Origin of the sequence: Mycobacterium sp. UNC410CL29Cvi84 (assembly GCF_000686745.1) — a bacterium.
GTDB classification, from domain to species: domain Bacteria; phylum Actinomycetota; class Actinomycetes; order Mycobacteriales; family Mycobacteriaceae; genus Mycobacterium; species Mycobacterium mucogenicum_B.
In genome coordinates this window covers 214,699-240,966 of record NZ_JMLM01000011.1, presented here as the reverse complement: position 1 = coordinate 240,966, position 26,268 = coordinate 214,699, and the positions used below count along the sequence as shown (strand labels likewise).

Here is a 26,268-nt window from a genome sequence, read left to right as displayed (position 1 = left end):
ATGAAGTACTTCACCGTGGCCTCCGAGGACCGCAAGCTCAACGCCGGAACCCGCACCGGGCTGCGCGGCAGCTTCATCAGACTCACCGACGGCGTCACCCACCACGAACTACGCGGACCCACCGACGGACCGCTGGTGGTCCTCGTGCCGGGGCTGACCATCCCCTTGTCCTATTGGGATACCTTCGCCGGAGAACTGCACGCCCGCGGTTTGCAGACATTGGCCTTCAGCGCCTACGGGCGCGGCTACTCCGACCGCGTAGCCACCGCCTACGACGAGGCCCTGTTCGGTCGTCAGTTGCAAGAATTACTTGCGGCTCTTGATATCCCGGAGCACGTGCACCTCGTGGGCACCTCGATGGGGGCCCTGGTCGCGCTGGGCCACGTCGTCAATCACCCCGCCGGCGTCGCGAGTCTGACGCTGGTAGGTCCTGCGGGATTGGGCGCCGACAACGCACGTGTACAACGACTGCTGCGCAACGATGTGATCGCCCGTATCGTCGCCCAGTTGTTCGGTCGGCGAATCCTTCTCGGGCATCTCGGGCACAACGTCGCCGACCCCGCCCTTACCGCGCCGCTGACCGCCATGATCGCCGATGCGTACCGCTACGAAGGCTCGATGTACGGGTTCTTCTCCACACTGCAGAACTTCCCGCTGTCGAACCGCACCGCACTGTTCCGTACCGCCGGCCGACGCGAGATCCCGACCTTGCTGATGTGGGGCGCCGACGATCACGTCACCCCCATCACCGGCTGGGATACCGCGCAGGAAACCCTGCGCCCCAAACAAACACACGTCCTGGACTGCGGCCACATGGCGCCCTACGAGCGGCCCATCGAAGCCGCTGATCATCTGGTGGCATTTCTCGCCGCCCAATCCGATCGGAGCACCACATGAAACAACAAACCGTCGATGTCCTGATCGTCGGCGCCGGCCCGGTAGGCAGCGCCCTTGCGATCGATCTGATCCGCCGCGGCGTGGCCGTGCGCATCATCGATAAAGCCACGCACAGTTTTGACGGCTCGCGCGCCAAGGGTGTGCAGCCACGCACTCTGGAAGTCTTCGACGACCTCGGTGTCCTCGACGATGTCGTCACCAGAGGATCGTCCTACCCGCTGATAGGATTCCACCTGGGGCCGTTCACGGTGCCGCTGCGCATGCTGCGTAGCCCGTACGCCGGCGACGACACCGTCCCGTACCCGCATACCTTGCTGAGCCCACAATTCAGCACCGACCGAGCCCTGCACGATCGCTTGCGGACTCTCGGCGTCGACATCGACTACGGCCACGAATTGACCACCGTCACCGAAACATCCGACGGCGTGACCGCTTCGATCACGACGCCGTCAGGCACCGAAACGCTCACCGCCCGCTACCTGGTGGGCGCCGACGGCGGTGCAAGCGCGGTACGCAAGATCGCCGGAATCGAATTCCTCGGCTCCACCGACGAGGCCGACCGGATGTTCATCTTCGATGCCGACGTCAGTGGAGGTCTTTCCCGGAACCGCTGGCATGTCTGGCCGGGACGCTTCCCCAATCTCAGCCAATTCACCGGCGCCTGCCCGCTGCCCCACGGTGACCAGTTCCAATGGATGATCAAATTGGAGCCCAACGAAGCACCGCCGGTAGGCGAGGACGCGACTACCGCGTTCGTGCGCGCTCGCACCGGCAACAAACGCCTTGCGGTGCACAGCATCACGTGGACGTCGGTGTTCCGACCGAACATCCGGCTTGCCGAAAACTACCGCCGCGGAAGGATTTTCCTGGCCGGTGACGCCGCCCACGTTCATCCCCCCACTGGCGCCCAGGGCCTCAACACCGGTGTCCAGGACGCGTACAACCTGGGCTGGAAGCTCGCGCAGGTACTCGCCGGAGCTGATGCACAGCTGCTCGATACCTACGAAGCCGAACGCCAACCGATCGCGTCGGCAGTGCTGGGTCTGGCCACGAAAAAGTACGACGGCATGACGAAACTCGACCCCTCGAGCCTGACCCGGGGCAAGGACGAACAACAGATCGCCCTGAGCTACCGCTGCGGCCCGCTGGCACCGTCGACTGCTCAACACACCGCTACGCTGCACGTCGGCGACCGCGCCCCCGACGCGTCCCTGCATGATGACAAAGGCGCATCGGTCAGGTTGTTCGATCTCTATCGCGGGCCGCATTTCACCGCGCTGGCCGTTGGGGCCGAGGCGGCCGGCGAACTCGCAGAACTTGCCTGGCCGGACCGTGGCGCCCCACTGCGACGCATCACCGTCGACGCGCCTTCCCGACTCGACGACAACACCCAGAATCTGCGTGACACCGCCGGAAAGCTGCGCAAGGCATACGGAATCAACAGTGACACACTGATTCTCATCCGGCCCGATGGCTACATCGCCAGCATCGCGACCCGTGACGGCAGCGCTGCCGTCACGGCCGCCGCGGTCACCGCGCTTGCTCCCCCGGCCCACAAACCCACCATCAGGCGAACCATGCGCTGACCACGGAAGCGCAGCGTCTGGGGTGGATACCGACCCGGTGTGATAGTCGGTTCGCGCGGGATATGGTCTGGGCCTGTGAGGTCCCGTTTTGCCATTGTGTGGCTCGTTGGTGCCGTCGTCGTGCTCGTGGCGGCGTTCAGGGTTGCCCCTGCCACGGTGGCCGGTGGCGGGTACGGCGGCTTCGATGACGCGGCGCCTTTGACCCACGCACTGGGTGTCAACCTGGTCGCATACTGGAACAGCGGTAACGGGGCCCTGACTCCCGGGATGGCTGACCTCGTTGACTATTGGCGCCGCTGGCACCTCGTCAAGGTCCTGATTTCGGTATCGTTGACTTGTGTTCTCGCGCTGCTTGCGACGGTGTTGTGGCAGCGCTTTCTTCGCGCTGGTACCAGCCGTTCGGCGGTGGGTTGCATAGTCACCGCTGCGGTGGTCACCGTGCTGGCACTGTTCGGGGTCGCCGTGTTGGTGGCGAACGTGCAGTCGACGGTGGAGCCGCTGTCGGCGTTGCTCGGGTTGCTCCCCGTGGATCCGCCACGTGGAGAGCTCGAGCACACGTTGGGCCAGATTCGGCAGGGTCTTGCCGACCCGGGCAGCCCTGAGGGTGACAGGCCTGCTCTGGCGGTGATGGTGGGTAGCTATGCCCGATATCTCTGGACGCTGGTCCTAGCCGGCTCTGTCGTCGCTGCAGTGATGGCCGGCGCGGGCGTGTTCGCATGGAGGGCGTTCGTCAGCATCGACAGGGCAGATCTCAGGCGCAAGTTCACTGCCCTTGGCTTCGGTATCGCCGCTGTTGTCGTTGTCGCCGCAGTCCTTGTGGTCGTCGCAGCCAGTGTGGATTCGGCCTTGGAGCCTGCCAGTGCCCTTCTGGATTTCATCAACGGCGGCTAGGGCCGCGCAGCGCCGGGGACCGGTGCAGATCCTGGTCCAGCAGAGAAGGATTCGCTGCTCGCGAGCTGCCTCTAGGCCGCGAAGCCGGCAAGGTAGGCGGTGGCGATGGCCAAGGTCACCACCGCCGGAAGCAGTTTCACCAGAGGGTCGCGCGCCCTGAAATGAAAGTACACGGCGCCGAAGAGCAAGAGCACCATGCCCGATGCGGCGAAAAACCCACATACGGGCCAACGGAACCCAGCGGCGATGCCCACTGCGGCCGCGAGCAGTGCGACACCGGTCAAGCGATAGCGCGACCAAGGGATGCCGAAATGCTGTGCAGCATCCCGCATCGGCGGCGCACCGGCCAGGGTTGGCACAGCGGAGCCGGCGCACACCACGGCGAAGGTGACAGCCACGATGGTCCGGACCAGTTCGACATTCATACCTATTCCATTCACCTCGAGGCAGCGGCGCTGCCCAATTGTCGGTCGCCCGATGGCTTCCCCACGGCTTGCTCACCCGACAGCGGAATCTTCAGTGCGTAGCGCGCCGGCTTTCCGTGATACTCATCAACAGGCACAGGCATGCAAGAGCGGCGACCGCCGCAGCGAAACACATTCCGGCGGTGCGCAAGCCCCATACGTGCGCGGCGAAGCCCTCGCCTATCACTGGTATCGAGATCGCAACGTAGGCCACAACGAAATATGTCGAGCTGACCCCGGCTCGCTGTTCAGGTAGAGCCTCTGCGGTAACCATTGCCAATCCCCTGCTGAAGCTGATGCCCTGGCCTGCGCCGCACATCAGCGCCGCGGCAATGAGGGCCATCACGGACGAAAATTGCAGGGCCAGAGCGAGAATCAGCATGCCCAGGACCAGGGCGGCGCAACCGAACATGATCGCGCGCTGCGGCGCTGCTCGAGCCGTGGCAATCTGGGCCAGAGCCGAAGCGCTGTAGATCGACGCGACGATCAGCCCGGCGACCGCGTGATTGGTGACACCGATCAGGCTCGTGAGGAATGTTGGAGCGACGGCGGTGAACAACCCCATCACGGCGAAACCGCAAAACCCCGCGGCCGCCGAAATGGCAAACACGCGTCGCAGCCGTGGGGGCACGGAAGGCGGCTGGAATCTGAGTTGACCAGTACGCGTGGAGGTTTCCGGCACCACCAGCACCGCCAGTCCAGCCAGCAGTGCGAAGGCAATGTGAACGACGAAAGTCAGATGCAATGGCGCGGGTGCATATTCGACCAGAATGCCGGACAGTACCGGCCCGACTCCCAAGCCGCCGATGTTTGCGATAGTCGCAATCGCTGAACTGTGGGAACGCCAGCGTGATGGTGCGGCTTCGATGATCGCGGCCGTCGCGGCGCCAGTGAACAATCCGGCGGACAATCCCGACAACGCGCGACCGACCAGGAGCAGCGGCACGGTATCAGCGTCAAGAAACACTCCCGCACTGACAATGGCTGCAGCAACTCCGGCGATCAACACCGGCCTACGCCCGATGACATCGGACCAACGACCAAAAGCCAGCAGCGCGAACAGAACACCGCCCGCGTACACGGCATAGACAACGGTGGTCGTCAACACCGAAAAATGAATCTGCTGGGCGTAGAGCGAGTACATCGGCGTCGGCAGGGTCGTGCCGGCCATGATCGCCGCGAAAGCGTAAGCCAACAGGAACGCCGGAACTGCTCGGCGGGAACCGGTTTCGCGGTCCGGCGGTGCGGCGGGTGCGCGACCCGCTAATTTTGGCAACACAGTTACCATTATTACAGGACCAAGGGGCGCCGCCACAACCCTCCAGCACGTCCGCCACATTCACGGCGGATTCGGGCCCGGCAGACAGGGCCGCCGCGAGCCTATTCGGATCAGCGAATCTGGGTGCAGTAGCGCGATAGAGCCCGCCGGGGCTCCGCGTGGCTTACTCCGGCTTCTTGCGGCTTCGGACTGCCTTGCCGCCGCGCGCGTGGCGATCGCGGCCGTCGTACAGGTCCGTCACGCCGGAAATGATCATCCGCAAGCCGAATTCGAACTCGTCGTGCAGTGGAATCGGCAGCACATCGGCGACCGCATACGTCGAGGGAAACGACTCCGGGTCCAGATAGTGGAAGTGCGCCGACAGGTCCGCAGATTCCTGCGCGTTGGAGGCGTCGTCTCCTCGCAGCTGCACCGCGAAACCCAAGACGTATCGCGCGACCGTCGCATGCGTTTTGGCCGCCAATTCTGGCGTAAAGCCACTCGCGAGCAATCGCGACAACACCCGTTCGCGATGCAACATCGCGTTCGGCCCTATCGGCACATGGTCGGCCAGCAGGGGTGCGACGTTCTTGTGCCGACTGAGCGCGTCGAACATGGCGTGCGCGCCGGCGGCGCAGTCTTCCTGCCACGTCCGACCACCAGAATCATCCGGCGGGTATTCGATCTCACCGAGAACGCGATCAATGACATGCGCGATCAACTCGGCCCGGTTCGAGACGTGTCGATACAGGGTCGCGGTTCCCGAGTCGAGCCGCTGAGCCAAGACGCGCATCGACAACGCGTCGGCGCCCTCGTCGTCGACGATTTGCAGTGCGGTCGCGACGATCCGATCAAACGGAACTTTGGGGCGGCCGGGCGAGCGGACTGCGGGAGTTGCCGCCGCGTCGACGGGCGTGCGCGATGTTCGTGCCATACAGGCAGTATGACCGTACTTGACAGCGCACCCCAATAATGGAAACACTGTGGCCACTACCGTGTCAGCCTGCGAGGGCCAATCAGGATGGGTGCAATGCCATGCCCGATCATCATTTTCACCCCGACCTCGGCAGGGTTGCCGCGTTCACCCCTCGGCCCGCGACCCGGATCAACGCCTCCGGCGGTCGATGGGTCGCCCGGGTTGCATCCCTGAGCGCCGGAATCGAACTGGCCTATGGGACCGACTCGCACACACGTCATGGCAGCCTTGATCCGCGCCCAGCCTCAGCCGCCGTACTGCGGCTTCAGCTGACCAGCCAACGAGGCCAGCGGGACGTTGGCGACGACAGTGCCCCCATCCATGGACCAACTGAAACGGTCTCGTGGACTTGGGCTTTCGCGGGACATCGGCTGGTCCGGCATGTAGAGACGCAGTGAATCACCGGTGAGCGCGAAGGCGCGGTAGTTGCCCGAGTACCCGGGGCCGTCTCCGTCGGGCTGGAACTCCTCCACCGTGAACGGATAGGTGCCGGGGGCGTGCGGCGGCGCGGCGGCGTCGAGTACCGGCGGCAGGACCGGCGCGGCCGCGGCCGAAACCGCCTGGTTCGCATTGACTCCCGGCCGGAACAGATCGGGAAGGTACAGCCGGCGGCCGCTGTTCATGTCGAAGAGAAAAGATCGGTAGGCATTGTTGGACTGGATACCGAAGGGCTCGAACGTCTCGTGCACCACCACCGATTGCAGACCGCCGGGACCCGGAATGATCTCGTAGTCGGCACGCGCACTGCTGTCACGAGGCGTGGTGTTACCGGTAGCACGCCAGCCGTTGAACAGTCGGGTGTAGTAGTCGCGCAACACAGGCCCGGCGGTCGGGTTGTCGATCAGTTCGGCCGGAACCCGCAGCGTCAGAAGCATTTCCGCTTCCCGCTGGGATTTGACGACGGCGGTGCACGCATTGCCGTCCCAGACTGCGCCGAGCCCGGAGCAGAAACTGTCGATCGCCGCCTCGGCGGCGGGCGCACCGGTCAAAGACGTCGTAGCAACCACTGTTGCACCCAAGGCAGCCAGGGCCGCCCGGACTCTACTTGCCACGTTTACCGTCCGCTCCGGCAAGCAGCACGTCGGCCGCCAGCCATCTGTCGCCGACCTTGCGCATCGTCATCGACACGCTGACGTAGTCGGTCCGCTTCTCTTTCGCGCCGGCACTGGTGACGTCCTGCTTCACCGACAGCAGCACGTCGACGTCGTCGCCCCGCACGTCCTTGACTGCCGCGTCCTCGACCACACCCGTCGTGCTGACCTTGTTGTCGATCAACATCTTTCGCATGGTCGCCGCGGCCTTGCTGTAAGCGTCCTTGAACTCGCCCGTCGCCCCACCCAGCACATCGGCGAAGTTCTTGTCGATCGTGTTCTGGTCGGTGGTGGTCAACGTGACGGCGTATGCGCGCGCTGCTGTGAGCGCTTCTGCCGCCTCGGCGTCTCGTTGATGCTGGGTGTATACCAGTGCCCACGCGGTGCCCGCCGCGGCCGACAGCGCGATGATCACGACGGCCACGGCCCAGCAGAGGCTGCGCCGGATGGTATACGTCTTCGGGGCCTTGGGCTCGGCGGCATCCGGCGGCGTGGATGGGTCGGCCTCGAGGGCCTCGTCGACGTCGGTGACCTCGGTCTCCTTGTGGGTCACAGGATTTCGACCCTGCTGGCCAGCCAGCGGTCGCCGACCTTCTCCATGGTCATGTCGATGCGGTTGCGGTCGATGCGTGGGCTCGGGTTGTTGGCGTTGGTGATCGACTGGTCGACGAACAGCAGCACCTCGACTTTGTCGGGCGTTGCCGACTTGACCGCCGCCGCGACCACGATGCCCGTGCCGGAGGCCTTGTTGTCGATCAGCACCTGCCGCAGCTGTGTGGCGCCCTGGCTGTAGGCGTCCTTGAACTCACCGGTGGAACCGTCGAGCGACTTGCGGTAGTTCTCGTCGATGTTCTTGGCGTCCAACGTCGTCAGCACCACGGCGTAGTCCTTGGCTGCCTGCAGTGCCGCGTCACTCGCGGCGTTGACGCGGTACTGCTCGTACTGCCGCCAGCCCAGGAAGCCCAGTGCTGCCACCAGAATCGTGAACAGCAACGCGCACACCACTGCGGCCAGACCGACCCGCCGCTTCGATGCCGCGGCAGGTTCCGCGCTCTCCACGGCCGAATTCGTCTCCGTCACATCGGCGGCATCGGACTCGACCGACGGTTCGGCCGCTTCGCTTTCGGTGTCGTGCACCTGATCGAACACGTCGGTACTTGCAGTTCGTTTACTCATCACTTCTCGCGTGTCTCGTGGACCGTCAATTCGGCGTCGGATACGGGTACGCCGCACCGCCGTATGGGGTGTCGATCGTGTAGCCCGGGTAGTGCGGCGTCTTGTCGGTCACCGCGTGGGGGTCATATCCCGGCGGCGGACCGGCGGTGTCGTCACCCGGCGGCCGTGGCGCGTTGCGGGCGCCGCGAACCAACAGCGATGGATCCTGATCCTCACAGTAGGTGTACTTGTACGGCTCGGGGAAACTCGCGTCCGACGGGGCGTGCCGCGGCAGGTTGTAGTCGCACCGGTACTTCGGGTAGATGTCACCGATCGCCCAGACGCCGCCATCGTGAACGACCGAGGCGAACCGATCGATGAACGGGTCCCGGTCGGGCCGCCAGATGTACTCCAGGCCCGGAATGCGTTGGTAGATCACCTGCGACGTCGTGGTCAGGTTGCCGAGGATCTGCACCACGTTCTGCCGGTTGTCGGCGATCAGGTTGTCCAGCGTCGCCAGCTGTGACTCTCCGCGCTCGACGAGGGTGCGGAAACCGCCGTCCATCTTGTTCACGCCGTCGAGCACTTTGGTCAGGTCGTTGGTCGTGGCCGCCAGGCCCGGACGGACATCGGCGACGGTGCTGAACACGACGCGGGTGGTGCGAATCATGCTCACGGTCTCCGGCAGCACCGAATCCACGGTGTTGGCCAACAAGCTCGCGCCGTCCAGGATCGCGGCCAGCTTGCGCGGGCCGTCCTTCGTGACGTGCAACTCGTTGAACATCTTGCCGAGCTTCTCGGCATCGAGCTGCGCCAGCGCGCCGCGGCTGTGGTCGATGATGTGCGGCAGGGTCACCGGGATGCTGGCCTGCTTGCCCGAAATGACCGCACCGTCGGTGAGATACGGTCCGCCGCCGTGCTCCGGCCGGAAGTCGAGGTACTGCTCCCCCGCCGCCGACAGGCCGGAGACCCGCACCGGGCTGTCGGTCGGGATGTGGGCCGATGAGTCCACCGAGGCGACCGCCTCGACGCCGTTCTTGGTCAGGTTGACCGCCGCGACGTGACCGATCGGGATGCCGCGCAACGTGACGTCCTGATTGGCCAGCAGGCCACCGGATTCGGGCAGCATGATCCGGATGGCGATGGTCCGGTGGAACGGGTTGAACCGCAGGCCGTCGATGGCGATGTAGCCGAATGCGATCACCGCGGTGAGCAGCAGGCCGAACAGGGCCAGCACGACCTTGCGGCTCGCCACCGCTTTGACGATCCGAATGATAAACGCCACCAGGCTGTTCAGCGCGTTCATCGGGTGCGGTCCGATCCGTAGATGCGGCCGAGCAGCATGTTCCACTCGTAACGCAGGCTGCCGATCATCAGGTGCCAGTCGGTGCCGTCGGGTCCGTGGATGCCGGGGTCGCCCGCGTAGTTCTTGTCGGGCAGCGCACCGATCGCAATTTTCGAGATCTCCGCCTCCACGTGCACCGCGGTGGAAGTGGTGGCCTTGACCAGGATGCCGATCAGCCGGTTGAAGGCGGTCAGCGAGATGTTCGGGTCCATGGCGATCTCGTTGAACACCGCCGACAGCTTGTTCACGTCGGCCGCGACGCTGCGGGTGTCGGTGCCCTGCATCGACGGGAACTTGGACAGCTGCCGCGTGATCCGGCCGACGTTGTCGACCACGTCCATGATCCGAGTGGTGTTGTCGGAGATGACCGCCAGGGCGGGGGCACCGGCGGAGAGCGCCGTGTCGATGCTCTGCTGGTGCCGGGACACCTCGGCCGCCATGTTCGACGTGCTGCGCAACGTCGCGTCCAACTGCGCCGTCCGCGCCGTCATCTTCGCCAGGAACTGGTTGGTCTCCGATATCAGGCTGGCCAGCTTGTCGCCGCGGCCACCGACAACCCGACCGGCGCCGTTGACATCGGTGGTCAGGGCGCGGATGGCACCTCCGTTGACCAGCATCGCCAGGGAATTGAGGAGTTCCTCGACTGTCGGGGCCGCCGCCGTCGACCCCAGCGGGATGGTGTCGCCGCCCCGCAGCAACCCGCGAGGCTCTGTCGCGGGCTTGCCCGGCGCTTGATCTTCGGGCGGGCGAATCTGGAGGAACACGTCGCCCAGCGGTGTGGCCGAACGCAATTCGGCAGTACTGCCCACCGGCAGCGGCACATCCTGACGGATCCGCATGGACACCTTCGCGGTGAAGTCCACGGCATCGATCGACGTGACCTCGCCGATGTCCGCCCCGTATAAGCGCACCTTCGCCTTCGACGGCAGGTTCAGAGCGTCTGTGAACACCGCATTGAGTTCGTAGGTCCCGCCCCTGGATCCCGGGGACGGCAACGGTACGCTGTCCAGGCCCGCGGCGCAGCCGGTCATCAACAGGACACTGCCGAGGACTCCTGTCCAGCGTGCGCCCCGCACAACAGATTTCACGCTCATCGCGTCGGTCCTCCCGGCGCGGGCGCGGCCGGCGCGGGCGACGGCGTGGCCGCGGCAGCACCTGGCTTGGGCGGTTCGCCCTGACCGGACGGGCCAATACCGTTGGCCATCAGATCCATCATCGAGGTCAAGCCGAAGTCGGGGCCGTAGTCCTGCAATGTGCCGGTGGCACAGCCCAATTGCTTCAGGCCCATCAGGTTGCAGAGTTCTTTGTTCAGTTGGTTGTACGCCAACAGCTTGTCGGTAACCAGGTGTCCGCGGATGCTACCGCCCACCGGATCCAGGACGTTGTAGACGTTGTCCAGGGTCAGCGGCAGAACGTCCAGCGTCTCTTCCAGCTCACGCTTGTTGTCCGACAGCGACCGGACCACGGTGTTCAGATCACCGAACGAGCCTTTGAGTTGATCGCGGTGGCGCTCGAGCAACCCGCTGACCTCTTCGAGGATCTCGTTGGCCTTGGCTCCGGTGCGCCCCGAGCCGAGATTCTGGTCGGCGAGGATATCGCTCAGCTGATGAACGTTGCCGCCGAACTTGCGGATGGCGTCATCGTTCTCGGCCGCGGACTGGGTCAGATCGGAGACACTGCGAATGATTTCCTGCAGGTTCTTCTCGGTCTTGGCGCCACCATCGGGACCCACCTTGAGGGCCTCCGACAACTTGGTCAGCGTCGACTTGATCTGGGTGCTGTTCTCGGAACTGATCCGAGACCCCAAGTCCACCAGATCGCCCAGCGGCCCACCGCCCTGCGGGTTGCCCTTCAGAGCGGTACCCAGTTTGTCGATCATCGACAGCGTCTTGTCGAACTCCACCGGAGTCCTGGTGTGGCCCAACGCGATCAGGTCACCGTCGCGCAGTTTGTTTCCGCCGCGGTAGGGCGGGGTCAGCTCGACGTGCCGGTCGGTGAGGATCGAGGCGGAGACCGTGGCGGCCGTGACGTCGCTGGGGATCGGGACCTTCTTGTCGATGTCCATGGTGACCTCGATGTAGCCACCCTTGTTCACCACCGAGTCGACCTTGCCCACTTGCATGCCGAGCACCGACACCGCGTTGCCGGGATACAACCCAACGGCATCCTGGAAGTGCGCCGTCACGGTGATGTTGCGGTGCCACATGCGCGGCGCCACGGCGGCCGCGGTCGTCACCAGGGCGACGATCGCGATAACAGCGATCGCCCCGATCATCAAGGCGCGCTTACTCATTTGCAGTCCTTGAAGTATTCGACGATGTTGAACTGGCGGGCCCGGCCGCTGATCGCGCACATCCAGGAGTCGACCATGATGCCCGCGGGCAGGGTGATGTCGGCACCGTTGCCGCTACCGGTCAGATTGGCGATGTTGCGTGCGGTGACCGGCGCGACCTGCAGGATGCTGCGGACCAAAGCGTCGTGATCGGCAAGCAGCTTGGCGAACTCGTGCAGGTTGGCGATCAGTGCGTCGAGTTGCGGCTCGTTGGCCAGAAGCGTATGCGCGCGGTCGGCAAGCAGTGTCACACCGTCGAACAGCCGTTGCATCGCAGCTCGCCGGGTGGTGATCTCACCGAGAATCTGATTGCCCTGCAACACAAGTGCGCCGAGGTCGGCCTTCTGCCTATGCAACAGCGCGGCGATTGTGTCGGCGTTGGTGATCAGCGTGCCGAGCTGGTCGCGGCGCGACTGGATGACCCCGGCCAGTGACTTGAGGTTGGTGAGCGCCTCCGGCAGGGCGTCGGGCACACCCTGCAGACTGCCGCTCATCACGCGCACCGACTCCGCGATCTTGTCCGCATCGAGCGGCGACAGGGTGCTGGTCGCACCCTCGAGCGTCTTCTGCAGGTCATACGGCACCTCGGTATGACTCAATTTGATGGTGTTGCCGGGGAGATGGCCCGCACCGGCCGGGCTGATCTCCAGGTACCGCGAGCCCAAGATGGTCGTGAGCTTGATGGCCGCATGCGTTTCTGTGCCCAGCCGGACGTTCTTGTCGGCTTTGAACGTCACCACCACGTGGTCGCCGGCCAGCTCGACGTTCTGCACCTCACCGACGTTGATGCCCGCGATGGTCACCGCGTTGCCGGATTTGATCGCGGCGGCCTGAGCGAACTCGGCGGTGTATTGCTTCTTGCCGATGTCCAGGATGCTGACCAGCACCACGGCGGCGACCATGACGATGATGACCGTCAGGCCGATGACGCCGAGCCAGAATTTGTTGTAGTCCTCCAGGACTCGCTTGCGCCCACCCGGGATGTTCTTCGGGCGGAGCGGGCCACCGAACAGGCTGCTCATCGGCACACCGCCGTGTGCCAGGTCTCGTTGCCGTTGCCCGGCGTGGCCGCGACGACGAACCGGCGGAACCAGTTGAGCAGGCCGCGCCACAGGCCGAAATCGAGGTCGCAGACGTAGACGTCGATGTAGGTGCCCTCCTGGCCCGCGCGCGCAAGTCCCTTGAGCAGCAACGGCACATTGGCCACTGCGTACGCCAGGCGGGCCTTGCCGTCGGTCACGCTGTACTTCAGGAAGCCCGGATCGCGGTCGATGAACTGCTGCATTTGCGGGGTGATCGCGTTGACGATCGCCGAGAGTCGCGTCACGTTGGCGGTGATGGACCCCACCGAGGAGACCAGTTCGTCGCGCCGGCTGTTCAGGGCGGCGATCGACGCCGAGGTTTCGTGCAGCATCGTCTGCAGGTTGGTGCTCTGCGCGGCCAGTGTCGTCATCAGCCGGTCCAGGTTCGCAATCAAATCCCCAAGTGCCGCATCGGGACCCGCCAGCGTCTGCGTCAGCACCGAGGCCTGGGTCGTCAGGGTCAGGATCGAGCCCTCGTTGCCCTGGAACGCCTTGATGATGGCGTTGGTCAAGTTGTCCACCTGCTGCGGGTCGAGCTCGGTGAACAGCGGCTCGAAACCGTTGAGCATATAGGAGATGTCGAACGACGGATTGGTCCGGCTCTCCGGAATCTGCGCTCCGACAGCCAGTTTGCGCTTGTCGCCCTCACCCTGGCTCAGGCCGAGGTACCGCTGCCCGATGATGTTCTGGTAGGTCACCGAGGCCAGCGTGTTGGTGTACAGCGTCTGGTTGCTGCGTACCTGGAACGAGACCTTGGCCTGGTTGTCCGGCGTCAGCTCGATCTTGTCGACCCGGCCAACCCGCACGCCGGCCACCCGGACATCGTCGCCTTCAGCCAATCCCGACACATCACTGAAGATCGCCGAATAGCTCGAGGTGGGGCCGGCGACGTTGCGCTGCAAGGTCGCGAAGACCATCCAGGTGACGGCCACGGAGAAGACCAGGAACAGCGTGAGGAACACGACGGTGCTGCGCTTCAATTTCATGGCTGTCCCTCCGGGATCGGAGCGACGTGCACGTCCTGCCCCCGGGCCACCGGGCCCAACAGTAACTGAGTGGCGGATGTGGCTGGGCCACCGACGATCTGGCTCAACTGGTCCTTCTCGTTCTGGCTACCGACGGGCCCGACGGTGCCGCCGTAGAGCGGCGCGGACTGCTGCTGAACCTGGCCGGGTGCGCCGGCTTCGGCGGGCAGCGGCGGGCCGGGAGGTGCGGGCGCAACCGGCGGGCCAGGCGCGGGCGCGGCCTGCGGCGCGGGTGGCGCGTTGGGGTCCGGCGGACCCGGAAATTCCGGCACGATCGGAACCGAAAAGCGCGGCGGCGCAATGTTGGGACGGTTCTCGGTCACCCACGGTGGGGTCGCCATACCCATCGATTCCAGGCCGGGCTTGAGGTCGGGCGCGGTCGGGGTTTCCGGTGCGGTCTTGCAGCTCGGCCCCTCCATCGCGCCGTACCGCGGGCAGTCCGCCCGGGTGTACTGCCGCGAGGGGTTCATCGAGATGACTGCTTTCCAGATGATGTGGCCGGTGTCCTGGTTGACACCCTCGTCGTAGATTTTGTTGGCCAGCGCCTGCAATCGTGTTGAGACGCCGTGGAACTCGCCGGCGTGATCGGCGAGCACACCGATCGCCGGCGTCAGCCCGGTACTGACCTGAATCATCCGGTCACTCTGGTGCTCGAACGCATCCCCCAGCGTGCCGGTGGTATTCAGGCCACCCGACAGGAAATTGGTCAGCTGCGTGCGCTTCTCGGCGAACGTCCGCATCGGCTGCACCGAACTGTCCAGCGCGGTGAACAGCTCCGGCGACACGGTACGCAGACTCTCGGCCGCCGCCTTCAGCGCGGACAGGGTCGTCGGACCGGTGTCGTCGGACTTCACGACCGTATTCAGCTGCTGCATGATCTCGTTCACGTCATGCCCGGCATCGGTGATCTTCTGTCCCCGGCCGTGGGTGGCCTCGGAAATAGCCGCGAAGACACCGACATTGTTGGCATCGGGTGACTGCCCGACGGCCTTGAGCAGCTGACGCAGCTTGGCCAGCACGTTCTGGAACAGCACCGTCGGCAAGGTCTGGTCTTCGAGCACGACGTCACCGGAACGGATGGGACGCGCCCCGTCGCCGTTCTGCACCAACTGCACCGCCGACACCGCAAAGATGTTGGCGGGCACCACGCGCGCGGTCACGTTTTCGGGGATCTGCGCGGCGAACTGCGGCTGGACGTTGACGTGCACCACGTTCGGCTGACCGTGCTGCGACGGCGTCACACCCGACACCATGCCGACGATGACGCCGCGGAACTTGACGTCAGAGCGTTCCGGCAGGCCGTCACCGATGTTGATGAGCTTGAGCTCCACCCGGACGAAATCGTCCAGCTTGCCTTGCGATTTCACCACCATGAGGACTGCGGCGAACGAGGCGATCACCGCGAAGCACAGGCCGATGACACCCAGCTTGCGGTCGGTTGAGCCGCGGGGGTCGTGGTCGAACGAGTTGGCCATCAGCCACCGAACCTTGCGCCGCTGATGACGCCCCACAGCGCCATGGTGAGCAGCATGTTGACGATCATCACGACGGTGACACTGCCGCGCATCGCGCGCCCGGCCGCCACGCCGACACCGGCCGGGCCGCCCGAGGCGAAATAGCCGTAGTAGCACTGGATCGTCGACGAGATGAACACGAAGATCACCGCTTTGACGGTGGCGAACAGCACGTCGCGGCCCTCGAGGAACAGTCCGAAGTAGTGCAGGTAGGTACCTGTGGACTGGCCGGCGACGACGCTGACCAGCTGGCACGACAGGTAGGCCAGGGCCAGGGCCGCCAGGAACAGCGGGACCACCGCGATCACCGAGGCCACCACGCGCGTCGCCACCAGATAGGCCACCGAGTTGATGCCGAGGGTGTCGAGCGCGTCGATCTCGTCATTGATCCGCATGGCGCCGAGCTGGGCGGTGAACCGGCAGCCGGCCTGCGCGATGAAGGCCATCGCGATCATCGCCGGCGCCAGTTCTCGGGTTGTCGCGAAGGACGAGACCAGGCCGGTGGCAGGCCCGAGACCCAACAGGTTCAGGGCGTTGTAGCCCTCGACCGCGACCAGCGCGCCGGCCGTAACGCCAAGTACACCGGCCACATTCAACGTGCCGCCGCCCACCACGATGGAGCCGTTGCCCCAGGTGATGTCGGACAGCAGCCGCAGCAGTTCCTTACGGTAGCGCAGCCACATCGTCGGCACGGCCAGCACGACCTTGCCGAAGAACTCGACCATGTGGCCGGTGCGCCCGGCCGCCTTCAGCAGCCCGCTGCCGACCGCGGTGAACGGCCGGAGCAGGCCCGGGGTGAATGTTGAGGGAGCAGCCATGTCAGATCGACGTCTTCGGGAACACGATGACGTACAGCTGGCTCATCACGACGTTGACGATCATCATCAGCAGCACCGACTCCACCACCGCGGCGTTGACCGAGTTGGCCACACCGGCCGGACCGCCGCGGGTGTCCAGGCCCTTGTGGCAACTGATCACCGCCACGATGACACCGAAGACGATGGCCTTCACCATGGCCAGCGCAAGATCGCCGACGGTGGAGAACGACGAGAACGTGGCGATGAACGAGCCCGGTGTGCCGTTCTGCAGATAGACGTTGAACATGTAGCTCGCCAGGTAGCCGACGAAGCTGGTGACGCCGGTCAGCAGCACACCGATGAGAACCAGGGCGACCAGGCGCGGCACGACGAGGCGCTGGATCGGGGACACGCCCATGACCTCCATGGCGGAGATTTCCTCACGCATGGTGCGCGAACCGAGGTCCGCGCAGACGGCCGAACCGACCGCCGTCGCCAGCAGCAGCGAGGCGACCAGCGGAGCGCCCTGCCGGATGACCACGAGTCCTGTCGCCGCACCCGACAGCGATGATGCGCCGACCTGACCGGCCAGCAACGCGAACTGGATCGACAGCGTCACGCTGATCGGGATGGTCACCAGAACCGTTGGGGTGAAGGCGGTTCCGGCCATGAACGCGGCCTGGTCGAGGAACTCGCGCACCTGGAAGCGGCCCTTGACGATGTCGGTGAACAAGTACTCCAGCGTCCGCAGGCCGAGCACGATCTGCCCGCCGGCGGTGCTCAGCGATGCGATCGGGTGGTTCTGCAGATAACGCTTGACCCAGTCGATGGCCTCGGCGATGGCGCCCCACTTCGCCAGTCCCCGTGGTTGTGCCTGGTCGGTCATCGAGCCGCCGCTTCCTTGCCGGACACCGGCCACTCGGTGGCGATGCCGCGGCACACCAGTTCATTGCTTGCGAGGGTCTGCGCGAGCAACTCCTCGCGGCTGGGCTTCTGTCCGTAGCGAAGGGCGATCCCGAACGGGATGGCGCAGATGGTCTGGGCGGTGGCACGCACGTCGACGTCGGCCCGGATGTAGCCCTGCTTGATACCGTCCCGAAGCATGGTGGCGAGCACGCGGGCGCCGTCATCGAAGAGACGCTGGAATTCCTCGGTCATCTGCTGATCGACGCCGGCGGCCTGCACGACGATCAACTGCATCAGCCGCGGTTCGTCGGCCAGCAGTTCGCTGTAGGCCATGCCGATACCGAGAAGGTGATCACGGAACTCGGTGATGGACGTCAGCTGCCCCGGCCTCGAGTCACCGATCGCGGCGAGCACGCGGGCGTTCACCTGGCGCACCGCGTGGTCGACGATGTCGCGCTTGTTCTCGAAGTAGCGGTAGAACATCGAGTGCCCGGAGCCGAGGCGCTTGGCGATGTGGCTGATCGACGTCTGGTGATATCCGCGCTCAGCGAACTCCGCCAACGCCGCGTCGATGACCTCTTCCCGCACCAACTCGGCGCGTTTCGCACGCTGGCGTTCCGCCATGGTCGCGCGCACCTCGCCTGTCACGCGGATCACAGTAGCGTATCGATTCCGGTTTGGGACACACTCTTCGCGAAACGGAATGAATTGTCTCGCGAGTAAACGTTTGGGCTGCGCCGGTTTGCTGAATTCCGCACTTGAGGTTGCCGCTGCACAGTAGGGCGGGTTACTCCACGACGGGGCCGTTTGGCCATTTTCACGAAATACCCACAGCTTCGGCCGGCGCCGTGATAGGCGGCGGCGCCGCACTATCCTGCCCCCATGGCAATGGATCGGATCACCGTCGAAGTTCGAGATGGCATCGCCTACGCGACGCTCAACCGGGCCGACAAGATGAACAGCCTGGATCTGCCGATGCTGGAGGCGCTCGCCACGGTCCCTGACCGACTGGCGCGCGACCGTTCGGTGCGCGTCGTGATTCTGCGTGGCGACGGGCGCGCGTTCTGTACCGGTCTCGACTTCGCCGGGGCAAAGTTGCAGGGCTTGAGCGCCGTGCGCAACTTCGGCAAGTTCCCCGGGCAGAAGACGAACCTGTTCCAGAAGGCCTGCTGGGCCTGGCGCGAGTTGCCGGTACCGGTCATCGCGGCCGTGCATGGCCACTGCTACGGCGGCGGACTGCAGGTAGCTCTCGCCGCGGACTTCCGGATCGCGACGCCGGACTGCAAGCTGTCGGTCATGGAGGCCCGCTGGGGCCTGATCCCGGACATGACGGGGTCGGTGACACTGCGCGAGCTCCTGCCGATGGATGTGGCCAAGCGGCTCACCATGACCGCCGAAGTGTTTTCCGGGACTGATGCGCTGGGCTATGGACTGGTCACCGCCGTCGCCGACGACCCGTTGCTGGCCGCAGAGGAGCTGGCCGCCCAACTGATCGAGCGGTCCCCCGACGCACTGGCAGCCACCAAGAAGCTGTTCGACTCGACCTGGACGTCGGCGCCGCGCTCGGCGTTCTGGACCGAGTCGCTCTTGCAGCTACGACTGCTGCGGGGGCGCAATCACCGGTTGGCACGCAAGGCCGGTCGCGACGGCAGTCCGGTTTGGGCGCCGCGGTCGCTGGACTGAAGTCCGGCCTTGCCGTCCGGCTTCGGCTTGGGGTTGGGCTTGGGCTTGGGCGTGGGCTTGGGCTTGGGCTTGGGCGTCAGCGCATTCGTCGCTTTCGTCAGACCCTTGGTGAGCCCGGCCAGCGGGTTGGGTAGCTGCCCGAATGTCTGCGACGGCGGCGTCTTCTTCGGCTTCTTCGGCGGCGTCTGGGATACATCGGGGGTGACAGCCAACGTCGTGACGGACTTCGGCGCCGCCACCGGTGTGAAGCCACCGGGCTGCATGGCCGCTGTCCGGACCTTGTTGACCTCGGTGACGATGGTGTTCGCGACGACGTTGCCGGCGTTGGTCACCACGCCGACGGCGGTCTGGACACCCGCCATCGCCGCACGGAGCGGATTGCCGCTTTTCGCCAGTTCCTGAGCCACCGCGTCAGGCACGTGGAACGCGCCGGCGAGGAAGAAGTTGAAGCCCGGGAAGATCACTGCCGCAACCACATTGATGACGCCGATGACCGCGACCTGGAAGACTCCGCGCGGCATGACGGTCGGTTCGGGGTTCCGCACGACGGGCGCGTTGAGCGCGTCGTAGGTCTGCTGGCGGAACTGCTGGAATGCGTTGAGCACCGCGCCCGGGCCGGCGGGGATCGCGGGCGGAATGTTGAGCAGACCCACCACGCCGACCTCGAACGCGTTGAGCGCCCGCTTCGCCGGAATGGCGGCGTCGGCGTCGATCGCCTTGTCCATGGCGGCGGCCGTGGGTCCCGTCATCGACGCCGCGGCGATACCGAGGGCCTTGAGCGGTCCGTTCGCCGGCAACGCGGCGAGGAAGACGGCCGGCTCCTGCAGCGTGGTGGTGACACCTGTCGTGACGGTCTGCGCCAGCAGCGGACAGATGATGGAGCAGTAGATCCCCTGGTTCTTCACGAAGCTGGTGATCAGTCCGCCCGGCGGAACTGTTGCGGTCAAACGGATTTCCCGTGTCACAGCCGGCGGCGAGGGATCGCCGGCGGCAGGCGGGGCGGGTGGCGCCGGCGCGATGACGGCCACGGCAACAGCGGTCGCGGCAAGAGCAGTGGGCAGGCGTGCGGACAGTTGCATCGTGATCCCCTTGCGCAGCGGTGTACGGGTACCACGATCCAGCGGGCCACTCGGTTCAATCGGCACGGGAATCGATCGGCGCAGCCAGTGCGCCGAGGCTGATGAGCAGGTTCCTGGTCGGCGGCAGCGCGAGGTCGGCGACCGTGGTGGTGTTCAGCGACGCATAGAACGCCGCTTTGGCCTGCGCCAGCGCCGCACGGAGCCGGCATGCCGACTGCAGTGGGCAATCCAGCCCACTGCAGTCGACCAGCTCGGTGTCACCGTCGTCTTCCAGCGACCGCACCACGTCGCCCAGACGGGCGGTACGGCCGGCCGCGGTGAGGGCAAGCCCGCCGCCGCGACCGCGGTCAGCCTCCAGCCACCCGGACGTCGCCAGGTGCGCACACGCTTTGGTCGCGTGCGTGTACGAGATTTGCATGTCCTCGGCGATCTGCCGCGTCGAAATGCGTTGCCGGCCGTCTTCGGCGGCGAGCCGGATCAAGATCCGCAGCCCGACGTCACTGAAACCGGTCAACCGCACACGACCACGCTATTTAATCGTCATTTCTGATGCAAATAAAGCGCCGGCGGCTTGCTGGGTCAGCTCACCAGGTGCTTCTTGAGCTCCGTGCGGGCGAGGGCGTTCTTGTGCACCTCGTCGGGCCCGTCGGCGAAGCGCAGGGTGCGGATGCCCGCGTACATCGCGGCGAGCGGGAAGTCCTGGGACACCCCGCCGGCGCCGTGCACCTGGATGGCCTTGTCCAGAATCCACTGCACGGTGAGCGGCGTGGCGATCTTGATGGACTGAATCTCGGTGTGCGCACCGCGATTTCCGACGGTGTCCATCAGCCAGGCAGTCTTGAGCACCAGCAGCCGCAACTGCTCGATCCGCACGCGCGATTCGGCGATCCAGTCGCGGATCACGCCCTGCTCGGCCAGTGACTTGCCGAACGCGACCCGGCTCGCGGCTCGCTGACACATCATCTCGACGGCACGCTCGGCGACGCCGATCGCACGCATGCAGTGGTGGATGCGGCCCGGCCCGAGACGTGCCTGGGCGATGGCGAACCCGCCGCCCTCTTCACCGATCAGGTTGGACACCGGTACCCGCACGTCGGTGAAGCGCAGCTCGGCGTGCCCGCCATGGTCGTGGTCGTCGTACCCGAACACCTCCATGCCGCGCAGCACCTCGAGGCCCGGGGTGTCGCGGGGCACCAGGATCTGCGACTGCTGACGGTGACGTTCCGAACTGGGATCCGTCTTGCCCATCACGATGAAGACGGCACAGTTGGGATTCATCGCTCCGGTGATCCACCACTTGCGGCCATTGATCACGTACTCGTCGCCGTCCCGAACGATCGACAGCTCGACGTTGGTGGCGTCCGAGCTCGCCACGTCGGGTTCGGTCATGGCGAAAGCGGACCGAATCTCGCCCGCCAGCAACGGATCCAGCCACCGGCGCTGCTGCTCGTCGGTGCCGAATTCGTTGAGCACCTCCATGTTTCCGGTGTCCGGTGCGGCGCAGTTGAAGACCGCGGGTGCCAATTGGATACTGCGGCCGGTGATTTCGGCCAACGGCGCGTACTGCAGGTTGGTCAGGCCGGCGCCCTTGGCACCGGGCAGGAACAGGTTCCACAACCCGCGGCTGCGCGCCTCGGCGCGCAGCTCGGTGAGCACCGGAACGCTGTCCCAGGCCCAGCGGTTGTCCAGGGCATTGAGCTGCTCGTGGAACGTCTTCTCGGCCGGATAGACATGACTGTCCATGAACGCAGTCAGTTCGGCGACCATCTCGTTGGTCTTGGCGTCGTAGGCGAATTCCATGTCAGTGCTCCTTGAGTGCGTTGAGGCCGGCATCCAGCAGGAAGTGCACCGCGTCGCCGGCGAACGAGAATCCGTCACCGACGGTCTGTCCGTTGACATAGCGGTAGTGGATACCTTCGAAGATGCCCGCCATCTTGAAGAAGGCGAGACCCAGGTAGAAGCCGAAATCGCCGAGTGAACGGTCGATTCCGACGCGGTAGCGGTCGATGATCTCCTGTTCGGAGAGGAAGCCTGGCGCTTCACTGACATCGGAGACCTCCCCGTTGCCCGATGCGGCCAACCGCCCGTAGGCCACCATCAAGGCCAAGTCGGTGAGCGAGTCGCCGATGGTGGCCAGCTCCCAGTCGATCACCGCGGCAGGACGGTCCCCGGAGTCGAAAAGCACGTTGTCCAGCCGGTAGTCACCGTGCACGATGCCCGGTGCCGAGTCGGCCGGAACCCGCCCCGACAAAGCCTGATAGAGCTGCTCCATGACGGGCAGGTCCCGGGTTCGGGCGGCGAGAAACTGCTTGTGCCACCGCCCGACCTGGCGCCCGAGGAAGCCTTCGGGCCGGCCGAAGTCCGTGAGCCCCACCGATGCGGGATCGACGGAATGGACCGCGACCAGGGTGTCGACGAGCCGTTCCGAAATGAGGCGGGTGCGCTCGGCTCCCAGGTCCTTCAGTTCGGCGGCTTGCCGGTACGGCGTGCCGTCGATTTCGGCCATCACATAGAAGGGGGCGCCAAGTACCGATGTGTCATCGCAGAAGCCGTACATGACGGGAACGGGTACCGCGGTGGGTGCCAGCGCCGACATCATCCGGTACTCGCGGCTCATGTCGTGCGCGGTGGCGAGGAGTTCACCGACCGGCGGACGACGGACGATCCATGACGAATCACCATCGGTGACACGGTAAGTCAGGTTCGATTTGCCACCGGCGATCAACGTCGCCGACAGCGTGGCGCCGGCACCGGGCACGGTGGACGACAGCCACGCACCGAGCCGATCCAGGTCCAGCCCCGGCAGTTCGACATGTGCGCCGGCGGCCATCAGACGCCACCACCCAGGAGCACGCCGCCGTCGATCGTCAGGGTCTGGCCGGTCATCCAGCCGGCGTCATCCGACAGCAGGAACGCCACCACCGAGCCGATATCCTCCGGCACCCCAAGACGTTTCAGCGCATAGTGCGAGCTGACCTCTTCTTCACGGCCTTCGTAGAGCGCGGTCGCGAAGCGGGTTTTGACGACGGCGGGTGCGACGGCGTTGACGCGGATGTTCGGGCCCAGCTCGACGGCCAGCTCCTCGGTGAGGTGGATGACCGCGGCCTTCGAGACGCCGTAGAAGGCGATGCCCGGGGCAGGTCGCAGCCCGGCGATCGATGCGACGTTGACGATCGCGCCGCCGTGCTCACCCTGCCAGGCCCGGTTCACCTTCTGCACCCACGAGAGCGCCGACAGCACGTTGACTTCGAGAATCTTGCGCGCGGCGTCCATGTCGATGTCCATGAGCGGTCCGTACACCGGGTTGATGCCGGTGTTGTTGACGAAAAGGTCGGCGCTGCCGAAGGTTTCGACCGCCTTGGCCACCACGACATCCTGATGCTCGGTGTCGTCGCCGCGGCCGGCGACGGCCAGCGCAACGTCCGGTCCGCCGAGGGTCTCGACGGCGGCGTCGAGCGCTTCCTGCTTGCGGGCCGTGATCACCACCTTCGCGCCTTCGTCCACCAGACGCTGGGCGATGGCGAAACCGATGCCACGACTGGCACCCGTGACGATCGCGGTCTTTCCTTCGAATCGCGTGCTCATGTCAACTTCCTCGTGGGTTGGCGGGACATGGCCCCACCAGTGGGACACATAGGCGAAGTGTGCCACACTGGCACATACCGGCGCAATGTCCCATAATGGGCGAATGTCCGCAGAATCGACGACGCACTCCCCGCGACTGGGGACGGCATTGAGCCGCCAAGCCGCGGTCGACGCTGCGACCCGGCTGTATCTGGCGGGCGAGCCGGTTGACATGTCGGCGCTTGCCACCGAACTCGGGATCGGCCGGTCAACCCTCTATCGGCTCGTCGGCAATCGGGAAGACCTGCTCAGCACCGTGCTTGCCGAGGCAACGGAACGAACCTTTCGTCGGTCGGTCGCCAAGGTGAGCGCGAGCAACGCGCACCCGGCGGGCGCCGACATGCTCCTGGCGGTGATGGAGCACTTCCTCAACTCGGTCGCCGACGCCAAACCCCTGCAGGCGGTATCGCAACGCGAGCCATTGCTGATCGTGCGGCTCATGCTGCTCCCCGGACTCGTGGAGCAGACGGCCGGACGCCTGATCGGCGAATTGTTGGAGGCCGAAGTGGCCGCCGGCCGGATGGAATTACCGCTTCCCGCAGCCACTTTCGGACTGGCGCTCATCCGGATGTGCGACGCCCACCTCTACGCCCCACTCTTGGGCGGTGGGCCACCGGAAATCGACACCGCCCTCGAGTTGGTGGCGGCGTTCCTCGGCCACAGCCGCTGACACTGCCGCCGCGGCGCCAGATTCCGAGTAGCAGACCCTCGGTGCGGGATCAACCGGCGGCGTGCGCAGCCAGGTTCTCCGCCACCTCGGCCTCCCAGCTCTCGATGGAATGCGTGGTGTCGATCTCGAACTCGAAGCGGTCCGTCATATCCGGCGTCACATCTTCGACGTCGACATAGAACTGCTCGTACCAGCGGCGCTGCTGATACACCGGGCCGTCTTCCTCGGTGAGCAGTGGGTTGTCGATGCGGGCCTTGTGCTTCCAGATCTCGACGTCCTGCTCGAAGCCGGTCTGCACACCCTCGATGAAAGTCCTTGCCAGTTCGGCATTTTCCTCGTCGCTCATCGTCGGGAGCTTCTTCACGATGGCCCCGTACTGCAACACGAACGAGTTCGGGCTGACCGGATAATGCGAGTTGATCAGGATGGTCTCAACGGTCATGCCGTTGGCCACGCTGCGCAGCCGGTCGATCATGTACGACGGCCCGAAATACGAAGCCTCCGAATACAGTATGGACGTCGGGTCATGGAACGTACTGACGACCATGTCGTCGCGGGGCGTCGAATCCATCACCTGGGTGGCGATATGACCTTCGAAGATGTTCTTGAAGTTCCGGGGAAATGCGTAGTGCACGTAGAAGAAATGCGCCATGTCGACGTTGTTGTCGATGATCTCGCGGCAGTGCGAACCTTCGATCACCTGAATGTTCCAGGTCCAGTCGGTCCAGGCGTCCGTGCCGTACCCCTCGATCTCGGGGATGTCGACTTCCGGCGGCGGGGTGTTGCCCTGCGGGTCGTTCCAGACGAACAGGTGTCCGTTGCGTTCGAGTGTCAGCCAGGAGCGGGTCCGCGCCAACCGCGGCGTCCGCTTGGCGTAGGGCACCAACGTGCACTTGCCGTCGCCGCCCCAGCGCCAGTCGTGGAACGGGCACGCGATCGAGTCCCCTTTGACGGTGCCGTACGCCAGGTTGCCACCCATGTGCCGGCAGTAGGCGTCGAGCACGTTCAGCCGGCCCTGGCTGTCCGCGAAGACCACCAATGACGTGCCGAACGCGTCGATCTGATGGGGCGCACCGTCGTTGAAGTCCCGGATCAGGCCGAGGCAGTGCCAGCCGCGAGCGAACCTGGTCGGGTTCTCCCCCGCCTCGATCTGCCGGATCTCCGTCAGCTCCTGATCTGCGACCGACATGCGCTACTCCATCGTTGTTTCACCGCGGGTCAATCAGTGCGGGCATCGGCGCGGTGAGCAGACCGACGACCATCGCGACGATGTTGTCCCTCGCCTCGGCCTCACTCAGGGCACCGCGGACCGCGTCGCGACGCTCATCCACTTGGCGTTCATGGTCGGCGAGCAGGGTGTACATGACCGAGGCCATCGCCGCCATGCGTTGGCGCCGAAGCGCTTCCGGTAGGTGATCGAGGGCCCGCAGCAACCGGGTGGTGAGGATTCGGGTGGCCGGCCACTGCTCCGACGTGAGCGTGAGCTCGGCCATGACGGGGTGACTGCGGACGCGTTCGAGAAAGCGCGCGTAGTGGCTCGACCCATCGGAATACGGAGTGTCGAACAGCGGCTCAACCAGGATGGTGACCAGAGCGGTGATGCTGTCGTCAGGCTCCCCGGCGCTTTCGTGCTCGGCCAGCAGCGCCAGCCGGGCCTGCTCCAGTGGAGCCTGGCGATGACCAATGATGGCCTTGATCAAGCCATCTCGCGATCCGAAGTGATAGTGGACAGCCGAATTGTTCCGCTGCCCCGCAGCCACCGCAACGTCGCGTAGCGACACTTCCGGGCCGAATTCCGCGATCAGGCGTTCACCGGCGAGAAGCAGCTCCGTGCGCGCACCAGGCCGATTCACGGGTCTCAGTGTAGTTCGTGCGCTTCAGATTGCAATCACT

Annotated in this window: 27 protein-coding genes; 5 read left to right on the top strand and 22 right to left on the bottom strand. The window is 65.4% G+C overall.

The genetic code is table 11. The features are described 5' to 3' along the window. The 3 genes from BR47_RS0117380 to BR47_RS0117370 are packed head-to-tail and all read left to right on the top strand — an operon-like array spanning position 1 to position 3,374. A complete protein-coding gene (locus BR47_RS0117380; RefSeq protein WP_020103094.1) occupies positions 1 to 897 on the top strand; it encodes an alpha/beta fold hydrolase in 897 nt (298 codons plus the stop codon). Next, the gene (locus BR47_RS0117375) at positions 894 to 2,483 is read left to right on the top strand and encodes an FAD-dependent monooxygenase (RefSeq protein WP_029120287.1); all 1,590 of its coding nucleotides are present in this window, start codon (positions 894 to 896) and stop codon (positions 2,481 to 2,483) included. Before BR47_RS0117380 ends, BR47_RS0117375 begins: the two co-directional genes overlap by 4 nt. A 39-nt stretch (positions 2,484 to 2,522) precedes the next feature. Further along, a complete protein-coding gene (locus BR47_RS0117370; RefSeq protein WP_177127318.1) occupies positions 2,523 to 3,374 on the top strand; it encodes a hypothetical protein in 852 nt (283 codons plus the stop codon). A 71-nt stretch (positions 3,375 to 3,445) separates the two neighbouring features. Here the strand turns inward: BR47_RS0117370 and BR47_RS0117365 are convergent, their stop codons facing one another. The 15 genes from BR47_RS0117365 to BR47_RS0117295 form a co-directional block, all read right to left on the bottom strand. Beyond that, positions 3,446 to 3,799: a DoxX family protein gene (locus BR47_RS0117365; RefSeq protein ID WP_029120285.1), complete on the bottom strand. Its 354-nt coding sequence runs from the start codon at positions 3,797 to 3,799 to the stop codon at positions 3,446 to 3,448. A gap of 91 nt (positions 3,800 to 3,890) precedes the next feature. After that, positions 3,891 to 5,126, bottom strand: a complete 1,236-nt coding sequence (locus BR47_RS0117360) for an MFS transporter (protein ID WP_404822193.1) — start codon at positions 5,124 to 5,126, stop codon at positions 3,891 to 3,893. A 154-nt stretch (positions 5,127 to 5,280) separates the two neighbouring features. After that, positions 5,281 to 6,030, bottom strand: coding sequence for a TetR/AcrR family transcriptional regulator (locus tag BR47_RS0117355; RefSeq protein ID WP_029120283.1), 750 nt, complete (start codon positions 6,028 to 6,030; stop codon positions 5,281 to 5,283). A gap of 287 nt (positions 6,031 to 6,317) precedes the next feature. Further along, positions 6,318 to 7,145, bottom strand: a complete 828-nt coding sequence (locus tag BR47_RS0117350) for a hypothetical protein (protein WP_138158475.1) — start codon at positions 7,143 to 7,145, stop codon at positions 6,318 to 6,320. Beyond that, positions 7,114 to 7,716 (bottom strand): Rv1363c family protein, encoded by a 603-nt coding sequence (locus tag BR47_RS0117345; protein WP_029120282.1) that lies wholly within the window; start codon positions 7,714 to 7,716, stop codon positions 7,114 to 7,116. Before BR47_RS0117345 ends, BR47_RS0117350 begins: the two co-directional genes overlap by 32 nt. Continuing rightward, a complete protein-coding gene (locus tag BR47_RS0117340) occupies positions 7,713 to 8,339 on the bottom strand; it encodes an Rv1363c family protein (RefSeq protein WP_036427511.1) in 627 nt (208 codons plus the stop codon). The genes BR47_RS0117345 and BR47_RS0117340 overlap by 4 nt, the downstream gene beginning before the upstream one ends. 25 nt (positions 8,340 to 8,364) lie before the next feature. Then, positions 8,365 to 9,573 carry an MlaD family protein gene (locus tag BR47_RS0117335; RefSeq protein ID WP_231506730.1) on the bottom strand — a complete coding sequence of 403 codons (1,209 nt, stop codon included), beginning with the start codon at positions 9,571 to 9,573 and terminating at the stop codon, positions 8,365 to 8,367. 47 nt (positions 9,574 to 9,620) lie between these two features. Continuing rightward, positions 9,621 to 10,757: an MlaD family protein gene (locus tag BR47_RS0117330; protein ID WP_029120279.1), complete on the bottom strand. Its 1,137-nt coding sequence runs from the start codon at positions 10,755 to 10,757 to the stop codon at positions 9,621 to 9,623. After that, the gene (locus tag BR47_RS0117325) at positions 10,754 to 11,956 is read right to left on the bottom strand and encodes an MCE family protein (protein WP_020103083.1); all 1,203 of its coding nucleotides are present in this window, start codon (positions 11,954 to 11,956) and stop codon (positions 10,754 to 10,756) included. The genes BR47_RS0117330 and BR47_RS0117325 overlap by 4 nt, the downstream gene beginning before the upstream one ends. Next, complete coding sequence (locus BR47_RS0117320; protein WP_020103082.1) at positions 11,953 to 13,017, bottom strand: MCE family protein; 1,065 nt, start codon at positions 13,015 to 13,017, stop codon at positions 11,953 to 11,955. The genes BR47_RS0117325 and BR47_RS0117320 overlap by 4 nt, the downstream gene beginning before the upstream one ends. After that, positions 13,014 to 14,063: an MlaD family protein gene (locus BR47_RS0117315; RefSeq protein WP_020103081.1), complete on the bottom strand. Its 1,050-nt coding sequence runs from the start codon at positions 14,061 to 14,063 to the stop codon at positions 13,014 to 13,016. The genes BR47_RS0117320 and BR47_RS0117315 overlap by 4 nt, the downstream gene beginning before the upstream one ends. Beyond that, complete coding sequence (locus BR47_RS0117310; RefSeq protein WP_020103080.1) at positions 14,060 to 15,577, bottom strand: MlaD family protein; 1,518 nt, start codon at positions 15,575 to 15,577, stop codon at positions 14,060 to 14,062. Before BR47_RS0117310 ends, BR47_RS0117315 begins: the two co-directional genes overlap by 4 nt. Then, positions 15,577 to 16,434 carry an MlaE family ABC transporter permease gene (locus BR47_RS0117305; protein ID WP_020103079.1) on the bottom strand — a complete coding sequence of 286 codons (858 nt, stop codon included), beginning with the start codon at positions 16,432 to 16,434 and terminating at the stop codon, positions 15,577 to 15,579. The genes BR47_RS0117310 and BR47_RS0117305 overlap by 1 nt, the downstream gene beginning before the upstream one ends. 1 nt (position 16,435) lies before the next feature. After that, positions 16,436 to 17,299, bottom strand: coding sequence for an MlaE family ABC transporter permease (locus BR47_RS0117300; RefSeq protein WP_020103078.1), 864 nt, complete (start codon positions 17,297 to 17,299; stop codon positions 16,436 to 16,438). Then, positions 17,296 to 17,943, bottom strand: coding sequence for a TetR/AcrR family transcriptional regulator (locus tag BR47_RS0117295; RefSeq protein ID WP_036421185.1), 648 nt, complete (start codon positions 17,941 to 17,943; stop codon positions 17,296 to 17,298). The genes BR47_RS0117300 and BR47_RS0117295 overlap by 4 nt, the downstream gene beginning before the upstream one ends. Before the next feature lie 264 nt (positions 17,944 to 18,207). Between BR47_RS0117295 and BR47_RS0117290 the strand changes: the two genes are divergently transcribed. After that, positions 18,208 to 19,002 carry a crotonase/enoyl-CoA hydratase family protein gene (locus tag BR47_RS0117290; RefSeq protein ID WP_029120278.1) on the top strand — a complete coding sequence of 265 codons (795 nt, stop codon included), beginning with the start codon at positions 18,208 to 18,210 and terminating at the stop codon, positions 19,000 to 19,002. Here BR47_RS0117290 and BR47_RS32165 read toward each other — a convergent pair. The 5 genes from BR47_RS32165 to BR47_RS0117265 are packed head-to-tail and all read right to left on the bottom strand — an operon-like array spanning position 18,936 to position 23,666. After that, positions 18,936 to 20,081: a hypothetical protein gene (locus tag BR47_RS32165; RefSeq protein ID WP_141772156.1), complete on the bottom strand. Its 1,146-nt coding sequence runs from the start codon at positions 20,079 to 20,081 to the stop codon at positions 18,936 to 18,938. The genes BR47_RS0117290 and BR47_RS32165 overlap by 67 nt on opposite strands. A gap of 55 nt (positions 20,082 to 20,136) precedes the next feature. After that, positions 20,137 to 20,601, bottom strand: coding sequence for an RrF2 family transcriptional regulator (locus BR47_RS0117280; RefSeq protein ID WP_029120277.1), 465 nt, complete (start codon positions 20,599 to 20,601; stop codon positions 20,137 to 20,139). 59 nt (positions 20,602 to 20,660) lie between these two features. Next, positions 20,661 to 21,881 (bottom strand): acyl-CoA dehydrogenase family protein, encoded by a 1,221-nt coding sequence (locus tag BR47_RS0117275; RefSeq protein ID WP_020103073.1) that lies wholly within the window; start codon positions 21,879 to 21,881, stop codon positions 20,661 to 20,663. A 1-nt stretch (position 21,882) separates the two neighbouring features. Then, positions 21,883 to 22,911 (bottom strand): phosphotransferase family protein, encoded by a 1,029-nt coding sequence (locus tag BR47_RS0117270; RefSeq protein ID WP_029120276.1) that lies wholly within the window; start codon positions 22,909 to 22,911, stop codon positions 21,883 to 21,885. Then, positions 22,911 to 23,666 (bottom strand): SDR family oxidoreductase, encoded by a 756-nt coding sequence (locus tag BR47_RS0117265; RefSeq protein ID WP_029120275.1) that lies wholly within the window; start codon positions 23,664 to 23,666, stop codon positions 22,911 to 22,913. The genes BR47_RS0117270 and BR47_RS0117265 overlap by 1 nt, the downstream gene beginning before the upstream one ends. Before the next feature lie 103 nt (positions 23,667 to 23,769). Here BR47_RS0117265 and BR47_RS0117260 point away from each other — a divergent pair, with 103 nt between their 5' ends. Beyond that, positions 23,770 to 24,375 carry a QsdR family transcriptional regulator gene (locus tag BR47_RS0117260; RefSeq protein ID WP_036421055.1) on the top strand — a complete coding sequence of 202 codons (606 nt, stop codon included), beginning with the start codon at positions 23,770 to 23,772 and terminating at the stop codon, positions 24,373 to 24,375. Positions 24,376 to 24,424: 49 nt separating this feature from the next. Here the strand turns inward: BR47_RS0117260 and BR47_RS0117255 are convergent, their stop codons facing one another. Together BR47_RS0117255 and BR47_RS30800 are read right to left on the bottom strand one after the other, a co-directional pair. Beyond that, positions 24,425 to 25,564, bottom strand: coding sequence for a 3-ketosteroid-9-alpha-monooxygenase, oxygenase component (locus BR47_RS0117255; RefSeq protein WP_029120274.1), 1,140 nt, complete (start codon positions 25,562 to 25,564; stop codon positions 24,425 to 24,427). 19 nt (positions 25,565 to 25,583) lie between these two features. Further along, positions 25,584 to 26,228, bottom strand: a complete 645-nt coding sequence (locus BR47_RS30800; protein ID WP_029120273.1) for a TetR family transcriptional regulator — start codon at positions 26,226 to 26,228, stop codon at positions 25,584 to 25,586. Between the last annotated feature and the right edge of the window lie 40 nt (positions 26,229 to 26,268).